Genomic DNA, 15,672 nt, shown 5'->3' on the forward strand with positions numbered 1-15,672 from the left:
CGAGCCCATGACATACCGCTTCTTCACCCCCGCTCCCGCGAAGTCGGCAACCGGGCTCACCGCGGCGGTCTACCGGCAGCTACGGGACGAGTTCCTCGGGCCGGTGCCCACCTTCCAGGCGCTCTCGGCGGTGCCGGAGTTGCTGGCCGCGACCTGGGCGCTGATACGCGAGGCCCTGCTCGCCGGGGACGCGTCCCGGGTCGACCGCGAACTCGTCGCATCGGCGGTGTCCCGGGCCAACCGCTGCCGGTTCTGCGTCGACGCCCACGTGATGCTGCTGCACGCGCTCAGCGAGCACGAGCTGGCCGAGGTCATCGCACGGGGCGGGACGCCGGCGAAGCCGAGGCACGCCGAACTCGCCGCCTGGGCCGAGGCCAGCCGCAGCCCGAGAGCCGCCGCCTGGACCAGCCCGTACGGCCCGGAGCTCACCGGCACCCTGCTCGCCTTCCACTTCATCACCCGGGGTGTCTCGGCGCTGCTCGACCCGGATCTGCTGCCCGGTGGCCTGCAGCGCTCCCCGGTGGTGCGGTCGGTCGGGGGCCGGCTCTACGCCAGGACGGCGCGGGAGCGGAAGGAGCCCGGTCTCAGCCTCCCGCTCCTCGAAGCCGGCACGACGGTCCCGCCGGCCTGGGCCGGGGACAGCCCGGTCGGCACTGCGTACGCGGCGTTGCGGAACGCGGCCCTGCGCGGCGGAGACCTGCTGGGCGACGTGGCGCGCCAGACCGTCTCGGCCACGGTGCGCTGGGAGGACGGACGGCACCCGGCTCGGCCCTCGGACTGGGCCGTCGACCTGGTCCGGGACGTCCCGGGCGCGGATCGGGTGGGAACACGCATCGCGCTGCTGGCGGCGTTCGCGCCCAGCGCGGTCACCGTCGGCGACGTCGCCCTCTGGCGGCTGTCCCATCCGGACGACGCCGACCTCGTACGGCTGGTCGCGTACGGCGCGATCACGGCCACCGATCACGTCGCCCAGGCACTGGCCTCGGCTCACCTCTAGGAGAGCACCATGCGCAAGGCCTTCGTCGTCGTCACCACTCTGCTGCTCATCGCGTTCGCTGTGCAGTTCGTCTTCGCCGCCGTGGGCGCGTTCACGAAGCCCGCGGGCGACGGCGCGTACGCGCTGCACAGCGTCAACGGGATGGCGGTCATCCCCGTTCTCACCCTGCTCACCATCCTGTTCGCCGCGCTGGCGAAGGCGCCGGGCCGGCTCATCGGACTGACGACCCTGCCGCTCGGCCTCGTCGTCGTACAGGCGCTCACCGCCATGCTCGCGAACGGGTCCACCGACGCCGCGAGCGCCAGTACCCCGTTCGGCCTGACCATCGCCGGGCTGCACGCGGTCAACGGAATCATCGCGGTGCACGTCGTGGTCGGCATCCTCCGGGCAGCGCGAACGCTGGTCGACCCCGCGCCGGCGGGCGCCACCCAGGTGACCGTCCGGGAAGCGGAGCCGGCATGACCACCGGCTCGCTGCTCGCGGTCGACCTCGCGATCGCGGTCCTCGCGGCCGCCGCATGGCTGGGCGGCGGCGCCGCATCGGCCGCCCGGCGCCGCCCGCTCGCGCTGGGACTGGCCGCCTTCGCGCTGCTCGCCACGCTCGCCCGCGCGTTCACGACCATCGCGCTCGCCCGTGCCGGCTGGTGGTTCGCGGGGGAGAAGGTCCTCATCGCCGCCCCACTGTCGCTCGCGGCGGTGGTCGTCGCCGGGCCGCGGCTGCTGCGGGCGCCGGGCGACATCCGGTCCCTCGCGGTCCCGCTTCTGTTCGCCGGGTACGCCCAGAGCGGCGGACTGCTCGTGACGCTCCTGCACGGCTATCCGGCGTCGGCGGGCGTGGGACTGCTCGCGCTCGCCGGGGTGGTCGCGGCGACCGGGGTCTCGTGGCGCGTCCTCGGCGCGCGCCCGTCCCGGATGGTGTCCCGGGCCGCCCTCGTGGTGGCGGTCGCGACGCTGGTAACCGGAACCGGACTGGCCGTCGCCCCGGAAGCCGCGCCCGGCGTACCCCATGGTCCTGGATATCCGACTGCGCGGACCGCCGACGAACCGACCAGGCGGTTCGCTCTGACGGCCGGGACCGCCACGGTGAGCGTCAGCGGCCGTGACGTCGCGGCGTGGGCGTTCAACGCGCAGGTTCCCGGGCCGGAGCTGACCGCAACCGTCGGCGACGTCCTCGAGGTGACGCTGCGCAACCGGGACATCACGCGGGGCGTCACGCTGCACTGGCACGGGTACGACGTGCCGAACAGTCAGGACGGGGTGCCCGGCGTGACGCAGGCGGCGGTGCTGCCCGGCCAGGAGTTCGTCTACCGGTTCCGCGCCGACCAGGTCGGGACGTACTGGTACCACACGCATGCGGTTTCCGACGTCGGTGTGCGGATGGGCCTCTACGGTGTCCTGGTGGTGCGCCCTGCGCCGATGACCGGCGTCGACGTCACAGTGCCGGTGCACACGCTGGCGGGCCTTGCGCTGCCTGAACCGAGAACGGAGCCGGTCGAGGCGGGCGTGCCCGTGCGGCTGCGGCTGATCAACACCGACAGCACGACGCACCGCTACGCCCTGGCCGGGACGCCGTTCCGGGTCGCCGCGATCGACGGATACGACCTGCGGGGCCCGGCATCCCTGGTGGACACGGCCGTGCTGATCCCGGCCGGGGGCCGCTACGACCTGGTGTTCACCGCGCCACCCACGCCGGTGGCGCTGTTCGTCGACGGACGGCCGGTCTACTCGACCGGACCGGTGTCGGCGGCGACCGGCGCGTGGCCGGTGCTGGATCCGCTCACCTACGGCGTCGGTTCTCCGGTGCCCTGGTCCAGGGTCGACAAGGAGTTCACCCTCGTACTCGACCGTGGCCTCGACCTGCGCGGACTGCTTCCGCGATACGCCCACACCGTCAACGGCGCGGCCGACCCGGACATCCCGTCGCAGGTCGTACGGCTCGGCGACGTCGTCGCGTTCACGATCGTCAACAGGTCTCAGATCGTGCACCCGTGGCATCTGCACGGCCATCACGTCCTGGTGCTGTCCCGCAACGGTGAGCCGGCGACCGGAAGTCCCTTGTGGCTGGACTCCTTCGACGTACGCCCCGGTGAGGTGTGGGAGGTGGCGTTCCGGGCCGACAACCCAGGGATGTGGGCCAACCACTGCCACAATCTGGCGCACGCCGACGCCGGGATGACGCTGCACCTGATGTACTCGTGATCCTGGACATGGGGTGGATCGGGTCGGATTGCGCACCGGTATGCGGCGCAGGTCGCAGCTCCGATGGCCGGCACGTTGCGCAGCCCGCGGTGGCGAATGGCCGGGGCCGACGAGTGGCTGGCGTCATCGATCACTCGGGCTCGCACAACAGGTGGTTGTGGCTCGCCGCCGGTTCAGTTGTTTGATCCGTCCTCCGGGCCCTGCTGTGCTCACAGCGATCAACGGCGGGTTGTCCGAGGGGGAGGCGCAGAGCGTGGTCGAGTTTCGCCGCAAGCGACCGGTGATGATCGCGATGGACCTGGCGCGGTTGGCGGTCATCATGACGATCCCGGTCGCGTACGCATTCGGCGTGCTCAGCTTCGTCCAGCTGCTGGTCGTCTCGGCCGTGGTCGCCGCAGCCAAGATCGCCTTCAACGCCGCCGGCGGCGCCTACCTCGAGGCCCTCGTCCGGCCGGATGACCTGCTCGTGGCGAACGCGCGGTTCGAGTCGACGACGTGGAGCTCCATCGCCGTCGGGCCGCCGCTGGGCGGCGCGGCGATCGGCCTGCTCGGACCGGTCACCACCGTGGTGGCCGACGCACTCAGCCATCTGTTGTCCGCGCTGGGCATCACGGCGATCCGCGGCCGGGAGGAACACCCGCAGCGACCCGGCACGCGCCGGGCCCGGGCCAACGAGTTGCTCGACGGCTGGCGACACCTCCTGACCCACCCCGGCCTGCGGGCGCTCTACCTCAACCACCTGCTCGTCAGCGGACTGATCATGGCCACGGAGCCGCTGTTGGCCGTCCTCCTGCTCCGCCAGCTCGGATTCCCACCCTGGCAGTACGGCCTCGCCTTCGCCGTCCCCTGCGTCGGCGCACTCATCGGCTCACGCCTCGCCCGCGGTGTCGTGGCGCGGTATGGCGGACACCGGATCCTCCGCACCGTCGGCACCCTGCGGGCGGTCTGGCTGATCGGCCTCGCCTTCGTCCAGCCCGGTGTCGCCGGCCTCGCGACCGTGATGGCTGTTGAGCTCGCGATCATCATCAGCATGAGCCTGTACAACCCGGTGCTCGCCACCTGTCGACTCGAACACACGCCCAAGGACCGCGTCGCCCGGACCCTGTCGGCCTGGTCGATCAGCAGCAGCGCCTCCATCGCCATCCTCAGCGCGGTGGGCGGACTGCTCGCCAACGCCACCAGCGCGCGCACGGCCATCGCGGTCGCGGGACTGCTCATCCTCGCCAGCCCGCTGCTGCTGACCCGCCGCAGAGATCTCGCAGCCGTACCCGACCTCGGCCTGACAGCAGCCGGTCGCCAACCACAGACAGCAGGCGTTTCGCGGGAAGCCGGCTAAGGGGCTGGGAAACGCCTGAGGCGCACCGGAGAAAGAGCGGGTGGCGGACCAGTCGGAGGGTGGCGCGGATTGCCTGTCTTCTATACCGTGACACGGTTGCAGGCGGCTACTTCCCCGACAGGGCGGTTCCGCGACCGGATTCGCGTACGTAGTCGACGTGAGGGGTTCGTCGTGACCATGGACTCGCAGGCGACCGACCGGCCCGACGCCGGCGAGGTCGACGTGCAGCAGGGGATCGACACGTCGGTGCCGCACTCGGCACGGATCTGGAACTACTGGCTCGGCGGCAAGGACAACTTCGCGGTCGATCGTGAGGCCGGCGACCAGTACCGGCAGGTCTTCCCCGGCGTCGTCGACGTGGCGCGCGCCTCCCGGCAGTTCCTGGTCCGCTCGATCGCGTTCCTCGCCGGTGAGGCCGGCGTCCGCCAGTTCCTCGACGTCGGCACCGGCCTGCCGACTGCCAACAACACCCATGAGGTGGCACAGCGGATCGTGCCGGACGCGCGGATCGTCTACGTCGACAGCGACCCGCTGGTGCTGGTGCACGCCCGCGCGCTGCTGGTCAGCACGGCCGAGGGCAGGACCGCCTACATCGACGCCGACCTGCGCGATCCGGCCGGGGTCATCGCCGAGGCCGGCAAGACGCTCGACTTCCAGCAGCCGATCGGCCTCATTCTCAGCGGCGTCATGGGTCACGTGCCCGACTACGAGGCGGCACGCTCGATCACGCGGCAGCTGCTGGCGCCGCTGCCGAGCGGCAGTTACCTCTCGCTCAACGACGGCAGCAGCCTGATCAGCCCCGAGATGCAGCAGGCGCAGGACGACTACAACGACACCGGGGCGACCCCGTACACGCTGCGCTCGCCCGACCAGATCGCGGGGTTCTTCGAGGGCCTGGATCTGGTGGAGCCGGGCGTCGTGCCGTGCCCGCAGTGGCGACCCGACGACGCGGTCGACACGCCGCCCGACATCGACGCCTTCGGCGGGGTAGGCCGCAAGCGCTGAGACTCCGGCGGTCGGAGGGTGGATCAGCTGACCGTCCTTACGAAAGGCCGGCCTGGATGGCCAGGATGGCCACTCGCACGCGGTCGCGGCTGCCGGTCTTTGCCAGCACGTTCGCGACGTGGGTTTGACCGTGCTCATTGATAGATGAAGATGTTGTGCGATCTCGTCGTTGTTGAGCCCGGCACCGATCAACGTGAGCACGTCGGTCTCGCGCGCGGTCAGCTGGTAGGCGGCGAGGTCCACGTGGGTAGCCGGGCCGGTCGCCCGTACACGTTCGAGGACGGCGCCGGTGACCGCGGCCGAGAGGATCGCGCCGCCGGCAGCGACTGTGCGTACGGCGGACATGAGGTCGTGGGCACTACTGCGTTTGAGGAGGAACCCACGCGCCCCGGAGGCGATGGCGTCCAGGACGTATGCGTCATCGTCAAAGGTGGTGACGATGATGACGGCCGGCGCATGGGGAATCGTCGCCAGCTCAAGGGTGGCTTGCAGGCCGTCCAGGACCGGCATGCGGATGTCGACGAGGGCGACGTCGATGCGGGGATCGAGGCGGACGGCATCGAGAAGCTCCCGCCCGTCCGCGGCTTCGGCTGCGACGTGGATGTCCGACTGGGAACGCAGAATCTGGCTGAAGCCGTCGCGGACCAGATGCTGGTCGTCGGCGATCACGACACGGATCATGGCTTCGCCACCGGCAGGCTGGCCTCCAGCACCGTACCGCCGGCGGGGCGCCGGTTCACGTGAGCGCTGCGGCCGAGCGCCCGCGCGCGTTCCTCGATGCCGAGCAGTCCCGAGCCGCGCGTTACGGCCTGGGGCGGACCGATCCCGTTGTCGCTCACCCGCAGCCGGGCATGGCCGGAAACAAGTTCGCTCGCGCACGCCCTTGCGCCGCGTCCCGTTGCCGGATCGTCAATCGGTCCGGGTGCGGAGGCTCCGCGCCAGGGTGGGGATCATCACCGTCGCAGGGACGAGGTGCAGCCCGAGGAGGGCGGTGGTGGTGGCGGTGTTCGCCCCGGAGAGGATGGGTGGGACCAACGAGATCGCGGTCAGCGACACTGCCGTCCACACGAATCGCTCGGCGGGGCGAGCGCTCCACCGAAGAAGAGCGACGGCAATGACGATGCCCACGACCGAGAAGAAGCCGGTCACCACGGCGAACCCGGACAACGGGATGGTCTCGCCACCATCGGGGACCTCGAAGTCGACGCCGACGGCCTGGGCAAGCGCAGCGGCGAGGGTGGTGGCCACCGTCGCTGCGAGCGTGGCAACGAAGCCGGTGCCGGTGAGCCTGCGGAGTCGGTGGGTGTGGCTGGCCTGGCCCGATGTCGGGCCTGCGACAACGCCGGTGTCATTCATGCTGTCCATGCCATCCTCCATCATTCGGTGACTGGCGTAGGGGTGTGTTGACTGGCATGTGACGGTCCTGGCCGTGGGGTGACGATGCGCACCCTCGCCGTGCGACGGCCGGGGTTCCGCAGGGCGCGGACGCCGGTGCCGCGGAGCCAGAACCCGGCGTCGCGTCCCAAAACCGGCCCGGGCTCGCCGTCGCGCAGCTCCAGCTGCACCCGCCCGCGGGTGACGACGCCGAACGCGTCGCACCACTCGGCCGCGACCACCGCGACACGCGCGCCACCGCGCAGCGCGAGCGTCCGCACCGGGACTACTCCGTGCCGTCCGTCGGCAGGCGCTCCGGCAGCCCGAGCCGCGGGAACTGGTCGTCGTGGAAGATGACGATCTCGGTGATCGCCCCGCCGGTGACGCGCAGGACGTCGATCGTCAGCGGCAGGTACGCGCCCTCCCGCTCCCGCCACAGGTAGAAGGCGACGGCCGGCTGCCGGTTCACCGAGGTGCGGACCGCGCGCAGGCCCTTCATGCGATCGAATCCATCCTCGACCCAGCTGTTCACCACCGCGTCGCGGCCGGTGTACAGGCCCGGCGTGGGCGGCATCGAGCAGCGGACGTCGTCCCGCAGCATGGCAGCGAGCACGTCGATGTCCGTGGCCACGCTGGCGTCGGTGAAGCGGCGCACCAGCTCGCGCGTCCCGGCGTCCTCCTCGCCGCCGGTCCAGTCCTGCCGCTCGGCGGGCAGGTGCTCCCGCATGCCGGCGCGGGCCCGCTGCAGCGCGCTGTTCACGGAGTTGACGGAGTCCCCGAGGAGTTCCGCGACGTCCTTCGCCGGCCAGTCGAGCACGTCCCGCAGGATCAGCACGGCCCGCGGGCGCGGCGCGAGGTGCTGGACCGCGACCAGGTACGCCAACTCGATCGTCTCCCGCGCGACGGCGAGGGCCTCCGGCTCGTCCGCGTCGCCCGCGGGCAGCTCGTCGAGCAGCCGGTCCGGGTAGGGCTGCAGCCACAGCACCTCGCCGCCGGTCGCGGGCTCCGGGCGGCGTTTGGCGAGCAGGTCCAGGCAGGCGTTGGTGGCGATCCGGTACAGCCAGGCCCGGAACGTCGACCGCCCCTCGAAGGTCTCCCGCCGCCGCCAGGCACGGAGGAACGTCTCCTGCACGGTGTCCTCGGCGTCCTCGAACGACCCGAGCATCCGGTAGCAGTGCACGTGCAGCTCCCGCCGGTGCCGCTGCGCCAGCCCTGAGAACGCCGGCTCGTCGACCCCGCCCAGACCGCTCCCGCCCAGCCCGCTCACACCCAACTCCTCCAGCCGCGTGTCCGCACTCATCACGTCATCCTTCCGTCTCGTCGTGTCCCGTCGTAGGTGTGACGGGTGCGGGCGTGACAACTCATCACCAGGGTCCGTATGGCCCGCACCATTGCGATCGCCCGGGAGTGGCCGCAGCGCAGCTTGGTCGGGATTTTCAGGTCTTGAGGGTGGCGACGGTGCGTTCGCCGAGCCGGGAAGTGCCGCCGACACCCAGACGAGGCGTCCGGCCGCAGCCGCGCGGCCGACGTCGACGCAGACCCTCTTTGAGAATGACGCCGATGTGGTCGGAGATGCGCGGTAATGTCCGACTCGCTGAGACGGGGGTAAAGACCATGGGACTTTCGTACGAGACGCAGCCGGGGGACATCGACCACCTGATCGCTGACGATCATGCGGTGGTGTCGCGGTTGTTCGAGCACTTGGAGGCCGGGCGGGGTGACCGCCGGACGTTGACCGATCAGGTCGGCTTCAACCTGGCGCTGCACGCCGACGCCGAGGAACGGACCCTGTATCCGCAGATGGCGGATGCCGGTGAAGCTGATGACGCTCGCCACGCACGCGACGAGCATCACGCGGTCAAGGAGCAGCTGATCGTCCTGGATCGGGCAGAGCCGGGCAGCGGAGAGTTCGAGCAGGCGCTGGTGACGTTGATGGCCGACATTCGCGAGCACGTAGCGGAGGAGGAGGGCGATTTCCTGCCGGAGTTTCGCCGCGCGGTGGGGGCCGAGGTCATGGCCCGCCTCGGCGGGGAGTTCCTGGCGGCGAAGCGGGCCGCGCCGACTCGGGCGCACCCGAACGCCCCGTCCAGCGGAGCCGGGCACAAACTCGCCGACCCCGCCGCTGTCCTGCTCGACAAGGGACGGGACAGGGTCTCGGGCCGAGACCGACGACTCGCCACCGACGCCTCGGGTCTGCTCGACCCGCAGGCCCAGCGGCTACTGGACGCCTTCGCCGCGTTGCGTCCGCTGCCACCGGAGATCCTCACCCCGGAACAGGCCCGCCAGCAACCCACGCTCGTCGACGCCGTCCACCGGATCTTGACCGAGGACGGCCGGTCCACGGAATCGGAGCCTGTCGGAGCGGTGGAGGAAGTGTCGGTGCCGATCGCGGACGGTCACCGCCTCAAGCTGCGCGTCTACCACCCCCGTGAGTCCGGAGCCGGTGCCGCGCCGGTGGTGATGTGGGTCCACGGCGGCGGCTGGGTTCTCCACGGCGTGGACACCTATGATGCGTCCTGCCGAGGCTTGGTCAACCGGACTGGTGCGATCGTGGTGTCGCCCGAGTACCGTCGGGCCCCCGAGCATCCCTTCCCCGCAGCTCACGACGACGTCCTCGCCTGTTGGCGCTGGCTGCGCGGGCACGCGTCGGAGTTCGGAGGTGACCCCACACGTGTCGCCATTGGTGGCGAGTCGGTCGGCGCGACGATGGCCGCTGCCACCTGCCTACAGTTGGCGCAGGCTGGTGAGCCAGGCCCGGCAGCCCAGGTCCTGGTCTACCCGCTGGCCACCGCGCAGCAGTTCGGCGACTCGATGATCGACGCAGCCGACGCGCGCCCGCTGAACCGGCCGCTGCTGTCCTGGATGGCGATGCATGCCTTCGCCGGCGTGCCCGAGGGCGCCCAGGATTCCCGTGTTGACCTGCTCTCCCTCGACGCCGCGCAGCTGCGGAGCATGCCACCGACGCTGGTCATCACCGACGAGCGTGACGTGCTGCGTAGCCAGGGGCAGGAGTTCGCCCGCCACCTACAGGCCGCAGGCGTGGAGAGCTCCCTGGCTCATTACGACGGGATGATGCACGAATTCTTTGGTGCCGCCGTCGTACTCGACAAGGCAGCGCACGCCCAGCAGGCCGCCGCCGACCATCTCACTCGGCGTTTCGCGCAACCTGCGGCAGCAGACCGAACCGCCCGTCGAGCCTGAGTCATCGACAACCGTCAGCTCCCGGTTCGCAAGAGAGCCGGGAGCTGACGTGGCGGCGCATCCACGATCGCCTGCTGTTTCGGGCCGAGGTCGTACGCCGGGGCGGCACCGTACCCAGTGCACGGTCACCGGCATGCTCCGGCCCCGCACCTGTTTCCAAGCTGCGTGTCTGTTCTGCCCGCTGCCGTCAGGCGGCGGTCATGCCGCCGTCGATCGCGAGTGCGGCTCCCGTGATGAACCTGGTCTCGTCGCTCAGCAGGAAGGCCGCGAAAGCGGCGATCTCTTCGGGCCGCCCAATTCGTCCCACCGGGTGCATCGCACCGGCAACACGGATGGCCTCCTCCGGGTTCTCGCCCATCGCGCCCCGCAGGAGCGGGGTGTCAACGCCGCCGGTGACAAGCGCGTTGATCCGCACACCCGTCGCGGCCACGTCGAGCGCCGCCGACCGGGTGAGCCCGATGACGCCGTGCTTGGCGGCGCTGTAGGGGGACATGCCAGCCGCACCCGTGACAGCGACGTTGGAGGCGTTGTTCAGGATCGATCCGCCGCCGGACGCCTGCAGCGCGGGAATCTGGTACTTCAGACCGAAGAAGACGCTGTCGAGGTTGAGCGCCATCTCGGCATGCCATGCGTCGTTGTCGATCTCGCTGACCGGACCCAGCGCGGTGGCCGCGCCGACGTTGTTGAAGGCGCCGTCGAGCCGGCCGTAGTGGTCGACCGCCCGGCCGACCAGCTCCTCCACCTCGGCCCCGACCGTCACATCTGTCGGCACGAAGATCGCGTCCCGCCCGGCGGAGCGCAGTTCGGCGAGGAATGCTTCACCCGCGTCCTTGCCGCGTGCCGCCAGGACGACCTTCGCACCCTCGGCGGCGAGCCGCTCCACGACGGCCCGCCCCATGCCGGAGGTGGCACCGGTGACCAAAATGACCTTGTCCGTGAAACGCATGGACACGATCAGTCCTTGTCTCTGTTTCCGGGGTGGGTGATCCAAGCGGGTGCGCACGAGTCGTCCGGCCCGGGACTGACATCAGTCATCCGGGGTCCCGTTCTCCATCGCACCTCGTGGGAACGGACGTCTGTCGTCCGCTTTCAGCACTATACCCCAGGCGGACGGGAATCGTCCGCTTCTCCGGGCGATCGCCGAGGTGACCCTGGCCACCGCGTCACGAGGGTCGCAGCTCAGGACTGCGCGGGCGTCCTGTTTCGGACCGCGGTGGTCGACCTGACGTTCTCGACGTGGCGAACGCTGATGATGCGGTCCAGGCCGCGGTCGAGAAAGCCGAACCGCATGGCTGCCGTGGCCGCCTCTGTCGCGTACCCAAATCCCCAGGACCGTCGGTCGAGCCGCCACCCGATCTCCACGCCGGCATCACCTCTTCTGCAAGCCTTCGGCGCTCTGCCGGCGATCGCGCATGGAGCCGTCCATGATGTAGCGCATGACCTTCGGGTCGGCGTTGATGGCCGCCAGGGCGTCGAGGTCGTTGTTCGGCCAACCGCGCAGGGTCAACCGGCCGGTCTCCATGGTGATCACGGATTCATTCTGGGTACCGCAACCGCCCTCCTCAAGGCCGACCCTCCGGGCACGCCGCCGCTGCGCCGCCGGCGGCCGGTGACACACTCGTTCCGGCACTTCCCGGTCAGCGTCGTAGCCGGATCTCGGCTGGTTCGCGGTCGCTGCGCAGTCCTTTCCATGAGGGGTGGCGCAACCGTTGGTCCGGCGTCCAGGACCGGAAGGTGACGTCGCCGACCAGCTCCGGATCGACCCAGACGGCGTGGCGGGCGTGTTCGCGCGGCACGGGGGAGCCGAACGGCGGGTCCGGTCGGCGTAGGGGGTCCAGACGCTGCTGGAGGTCGCGCAGCGCGGTCTGCGTGAAGCCGGTGCCGACGTGCCCGATGTAGGTCAACGTGTCGTCCGGGTCGTACATGCCGAGCAGCAGGGAACCGATCGTGCCGGCCCGCCTGCCGGCGCCGGGTTTGTAGCCGCCGACGATGACTTCGATGGTGTCGTTGAGAGGCACCTTGATCCACGCCGGCGAGCGGCGACCAGGGTCGTACGACGAGTCGAGCTGCTTGGCCACGACGCCTTCGAGGCCGAGGTCGGCGGCCGCGGTGGCCAGGTCCCGGCCGGCGTCGCCGGTCCAGGAGGGCGGCGTGTCGACGCTCTCCCCGCTCAGCTCCAACTGCTCCAGGGCGGTGCGCCGGTCGGTGTACGGCAGGGGCGTCAGGTCCCGTCCGTCGAGGTACAGAAGATCGAACACATAGAGCCGAACCGGAGTCGTGCTGACCAGTCCGGCGGACGGAGCGCGCACGTGCATCCGGTGCTGGAGCGCCGAGAAGTCGGGCCTGCCCTTGCCGTCGAGTGCCACGATCTCGCCGTCCAGAACCGCCTGACGGCCGGTCAGCAGCTGCCCGAGCTCGCCCAGCTCGGGATACGCGCGAGTGATGTCACGATCGTTGCGGCTGAGCAGCCGCACCCCGTCGGTGACGTAGCCGATCGCGCGTACCCCGTCCCACTTGAACTCGTACCCCCAGCCGGACCCGCCCGGCAGTGCGCCACTGGTCGCGAGCATCGGGCGCACGAGAGTCGGCATCCTGGACACACCTCGATCATGACCAACCTGAGGCACGGAGAGGGGACCTTCGGCCATTCCCGGTCCCGGCGGCCGGAACGGCGCCCACGGGATGGAGCAGTCGCTAGTCGCCGGCGGTCCCGGCCGTCGCCGGGGGAGCTGCTTCGGCGAGTGCGGTCCGGATGGTCTGCCGCAGGTGGCCGCCCGGGTGGTCGATCCAGTGCTGGACGGCGACGCGCAGGATGGCCAGGAAGGTCGCGGCCAGGAGGCGGGAGCGCAGCGCCACGTCGGCGCCGGTGAGCCGGTGTGCGAGGTCGCCGGCCAGTTCGCGCTCGATGGTGGTGTATGCCGCGACCTGGTGTGCGGCCAGGCCGGGGTGTCCGCGCAGCTGCCGGCGTCGGGTCAGCCAGGAATGGTCGCGATCGCCGAACGCCTCCTCGGTGAAGCGTTCGGCCGCCAGGCTCAGTGCCGTCCACGGCGGCTCGCTTGCGGGCCGCTCGCGGATCAGCTGCAACAGCCTGCGCAGGCGTGTGGTGTCGCCGTGGAAGAGCGCCTCTTCCTTGTTCGAGAAGTAGTTGGAGAACGTCCGCCGGGAGACGTTCGCGGCGTCGGCGATCGCCTCGACGGTCACGGCGTCGGGCCCCTGTTCGGCGGCGAGGCGTAGGGCCGCCTCGTGCAGGGCGAGGCGGGTGGCCGCCTTCTTGCGCTCCCGTAGCCCGGTGGTCTCGTCCATCGCCCTCAGGGTACGTGGGGTGACGCGCTTCTCAACGTGCAAACTTGCCTAGTGCGCAAGATCGGGAGATGCTTGCTTGAGGCAACCAACCAACTCGCGCGTGGGAGCAGGACGTGGACGACGCCGTTCGTGAACTCGGCCTTCGGCTGTACGACCTGGTGCGGAGTGTCCGGTTTCTGAGGCAGCGCCGGGCTGACGAGCGGCCGGCCGTTCCACCGGGTCTGGTCGGCATGCTCCTGCAGATCGACCAGCTCTCCAGCGGTTGCCACGCCCAGGAGCTGGCTCAACGCACCCGGCTCGACCCGTCCACCGTCAGCCGCTCCGTCGCCGCCCTCGCAGCGCACAACCTGATCGAGCGGCGGCCCGATCCAGCGGACAAGCGGGCGAGCCTCCTGGCGATCACACCCGCCGGCCGGGCCGCCCTGGCCGGCACCTACAGCTGGTACGGCGAGGTGCTCGAGCGGGCGCTCGCCGACTGGACTCCCGGCGAGGTGGACGCACTCAGCGCCGCGCTCGACCGGTTCACCCGCGACATCGACGTCGCCCTCGGAAACAACGACAAGCTGGAGGCCGCGCGATGAGCGCACCCACCACCACGACCGGCGCTGAGCCGATGACCCATCGGCAGACCCTCGAGGCGCTCAGCGGCCTGCTGCTGGTGCTCTTCGTCGCGATGTTGAGCAGCACCGTCGTCTCGACCGCGCTACCGAAGATCATCGGCTCGCTGAACGGCTCGCAGAACCAGTACACCTGGGTGGTCACCGCGACCCTGCTCACCGCGACCGCGACCACCCCCATCTGGGGCAAGCTGGCCGACCTGTTCAACAAGAAGCTCCTCATCCAGGTCGCCATCGTGGTCTTCCTGCTGGGCTCCGTCGTTGCCGGCTTCTCGCAGAGCGCCGGCCAGCTCATCGCCGCCCGCGCGTTCCAGGGCATCGGGGTCGGCGGTCTGCAGGCCCTCGTCCAGGTGGCGATCGCCGCCATGATCCCGCCGCGCGAGCGGGGGCGCTACAACGGCTACCTCGGCGGCGTCATGGCGGTCGCGACGGTCGGTGGCCCACTGCTCGGCGGCCTCATCGTCGACACGTCGTGGCTCGGCTGGCGCTGGTGCTTCTTCGTCGGCGTGCCGGTCGCCGTCATCGCGCTGATCCTGCTCCAGGCCACCCTGCACCTGCCGACCCTGCGGCGGGAGAACGTCAAGATTGACTACCTGGGCGCCAGCCTGATCGCCGCCGGCGTCAGCGTACTGCTGATCTGGATCTCCTTCGTCGACGGCTCGTTCGCCTGGGCCTCCTGGCAGACCGCGGCCATGGTGGGCGGCGCGCTCCTCCTGCTCGCCCTGGCGGTCTGGGTCGAGTCGCGGGCGGCCGAGCCGGTCGTCCCGCTCAACATCGTGCGCCAGCACACCACCGCGCTGGCGATCCTCGGCAGCCTCGCGGTCGGCATGGCCATGTTCGGCGGTGCCGTCTTCCTCGGCCAGTACTTCCAGATCGGCCGCGGCTACAGCCCGACGGAGGCAGGTCTGCTCACCATTCCGATGATGGCCGGGGTCCTGGGCTCCTCGATCGTCGCCGGGCGGCTGATCACCCGGACCGGGAAGATCAAGCCGTACATCGTCGCCGGTTCGATCATCCTGGTCGCCGGGTTCGCGCTGCTCGGCACCATCAACCACGAGACGTCGCTCATCCTGGTCGGCGCCGCCATGTTCATCGTGGGCACCGGCGTCGGCATGACCATGCAGAATCTCGTTCTCGCCGTCCAGAACACGGTCTCCCTCAAGGACATCGGCGCGGCGAGTTCCAGCGTCGCGTTCTTCCGGTCGCTCGGCGGCACCATCGGCGTCTCGGTGCTCGGCGCCGTCCTCGCCCACCGGGTCACCGACCAGATCACCCACGACCTCGCCGCCGCCGGGATCCCCGCCTCCGGCAGCGCGGGTGGCAGCAGCAACCTCAACATCACCGCGCTGCCCGACGGGATCCAACACATCGTCCGGGCCGCGTACGGCGACGCCACCGGACACATCTTCCTCATCTCCGCCGCCATCGCGGTGGTCGGTGTCATCGCCGCGCTCCTGCTCAGGCCGGTCACCCTGCGGACCAGCCTCGACCTGCCGGACAGCGCCACGTCTGCGGCCGTCGCCGCCGACGCGGTCGACGGCGCTCCACCCTTCGACCAGGTGTCCGTCGACGCCGCACCGAACGGGACGACCGACCGGCGGTGACGTCGGGGCCGTACCACCCGGGGCCGCCGCCGTCTTC

Annotated in this window: 16 protein-coding genes and 1 pseudogene; 8 read left to right on the top strand and 9 right to left on the bottom strand. The window is 70.7% G+C overall.

Annotated features, from left to right (window positions below; genetic code table 11):
• Positions 1-7 precede the first annotated feature (7 nt).
• The 5 genes from KBX63_RS11140 (at position 8) to KBX63_RS11160 (ending at position 5,536) form a co-directional block, all read left to right on the top strand.
• Positions 8-997 carry a carboxymuconolactone decarboxylase family protein gene (locus KBX63_RS11140; RefSeq protein ID WP_210910911.1) on the top strand — a complete coding sequence of 330 codons (990 nt, stop codon included), beginning with the start codon at positions 8-10 and terminating at the stop codon, positions 995-997.
• 9 nt (positions 998-1,006) lie between these two features.
• Positions 1,007-1,459, top strand: coding sequence for a DUF6220 domain-containing protein (locus KBX63_RS11145; protein ID WP_210910912.1), 453 nt, complete (start codon positions 1,007-1,009; stop codon positions 1,457-1,459).
• Positions 1,456-3,195 (top strand): multicopper oxidase family protein, encoded by a 1,740-nt coding sequence (locus KBX63_RS11150; protein ID WP_210910913.1) that lies wholly within the window; start codon positions 1,456-1,458, stop codon positions 3,193-3,195. Before KBX63_RS11145 ends, KBX63_RS11150 begins: the two co-directional genes overlap by 4 nt.
• 205 nt (positions 3,196-3,400) lie before the next feature.
• Positions 3,401-4,531, top strand: coding sequence for an MFS transporter (locus KBX63_RS11155; RefSeq protein WP_307871688.1), 1,131 nt, complete (start codon positions 3,401-3,403; stop codon positions 4,529-4,531).
• A 177-nt stretch (positions 4,532-4,708) separates the two neighbouring features.
• Positions 4,709-5,536 carry an SAM-dependent methyltransferase gene (locus KBX63_RS11160; protein WP_210910962.1) on the top strand — a complete coding sequence of 276 codons (828 nt, stop codon included), beginning with the start codon at positions 4,709-4,711 and terminating at the stop codon, positions 5,534-5,536.
• 171 nt (positions 5,537-5,707) lie between these two features.
• Here KBX63_RS11160 and KBX63_RS11165 read toward each other — a convergent pair.
• From KBX63_RS11165 to KBX63_RS11180, 4 genes and pseudogenes are all read right to left on the bottom strand, one after another.
• Positions 5,708-6,217 (bottom strand): annotated as a pseudogene (locus KBX63_RS11165) (response regulator transcription factor); the annotation flags it as partial.
• A 228-nt stretch (positions 6,218-6,445) separates the two neighbouring features.
• Entirely contained in the window at positions 6,446-6,901 is a 456-nt protein-coding gene (locus KBX63_RS35140) for a DUF6069 family protein (RefSeq protein ID WP_247662062.1), read from the bottom strand.
• Positions 6,902-6,912: 11 nt separating this feature from the next.
• Entirely contained in the window at positions 6,913-7,191 is a 279-nt protein-coding gene (locus KBX63_RS35145) for a hypothetical protein (RefSeq protein ID WP_247662063.1), read from the bottom strand.
• A gap of 5 nt (positions 7,192-7,196) precedes the next feature.
• Positions 7,197-8,210 (bottom strand): RNA polymerase subunit sigma-70, encoded by a 1,014-nt coding sequence (locus KBX63_RS11180; RefSeq protein WP_210910915.1) that lies wholly within the window; start codon positions 8,208-8,210, stop codon positions 7,197-7,199.
• Between the two features lie 107 nt (positions 8,211-8,317).
• On the opposite strand from KBX63_RS11180, the gene KBX63_RS11185 reads away from it, so the two are divergent.
• Entirely contained in the window at positions 8,318-10,111 is a 1,794-nt protein-coding gene (locus KBX63_RS11185; RefSeq protein WP_210910916.1) for an alpha/beta hydrolase fold domain-containing protein, read from the top strand.
• Positions 10,112-10,298: 187 nt separating this feature from the next.
• Here the strand turns inward: KBX63_RS11185 and KBX63_RS11190 are convergent, their stop codons facing one another.
• From KBX63_RS11190 to KBX63_RS11210, 5 genes are all read right to left on the bottom strand, one after another.
• Positions 10,299-11,057 carry an SDR family NAD(P)-dependent oxidoreductase gene (locus KBX63_RS11190; protein WP_210910963.1) on the bottom strand — a complete coding sequence of 253 codons (759 nt, stop codon included), beginning with the start codon at positions 11,055-11,057 and terminating at the stop codon, positions 10,299-10,301.
• A gap of 233 nt (positions 11,058-11,290) precedes the next feature.
• The gene (locus tag KBX63_RS11195; RefSeq protein WP_307871689.1) at positions 11,291-11,473 is read right to left on the bottom strand and encodes a GNAT family N-acetyltransferase; all 183 of its coding nucleotides are present in this window, start codon (positions 11,471-11,473) and stop codon (positions 11,291-11,293) included.
• Positions 11,474-11,480: 7 nt separating this feature from the next.
• Positions 11,481-11,642: a GNAT family N-acetyltransferase gene (locus KBX63_RS11200; RefSeq protein WP_210910917.1), complete on the bottom strand. Its 162-nt coding sequence runs from the start codon at positions 11,640-11,642 to the stop codon at positions 11,481-11,483.
• Between the two features lie 106 nt (positions 11,643-11,748).
• Entirely contained in the window at positions 11,749-12,702 is a 954-nt protein-coding gene (gene ligD, locus KBX63_RS11205; RefSeq protein ID WP_210910918.1) for a non-homologous end-joining DNA ligase, read from the bottom strand.
• A 103-nt stretch (positions 12,703-12,805) separates the two neighbouring features.
• Positions 12,806-13,414, bottom strand: coding sequence for a TetR/AcrR family transcriptional regulator (locus KBX63_RS11210; protein ID WP_210910919.1), 609 nt, complete (start codon positions 13,412-13,414; stop codon positions 12,806-12,808).
• Positions 13,415-13,527: 113 nt separating this feature from the next.
• On the opposite strand from KBX63_RS11210, the gene KBX63_RS11215 reads away from it, so the two are divergent.
• Positions 13,528-13,995 carry a MarR family winged helix-turn-helix transcriptional regulator gene (locus KBX63_RS11215; protein ID WP_210910920.1) on the top strand — a complete coding sequence of 156 codons (468 nt, stop codon included), beginning with the start codon at positions 13,528-13,530 and terminating at the stop codon, positions 13,993-13,995.
• On the top strand, positions 13,992-15,635 hold the full coding sequence (locus KBX63_RS11220; RefSeq protein WP_210910921.1) for an MDR family MFS transporter: 1,644 nt from the start codon (positions 13,992-13,994) through the stop codon (positions 15,633-15,635). The genes KBX63_RS11215 and KBX63_RS11220 overlap by 4 nt, the downstream gene beginning before the upstream one ends.
• Positions 15,636-15,672: the final 37 nt, after the last annotated feature.

Source organism: Micromonospora sp. U21 (assembly GCF_018070045.1).
Lineage (GTDB): Bacteria > Actinomycetota > Actinomycetes > Mycobacteriales > Micromonosporaceae > Micromonospora.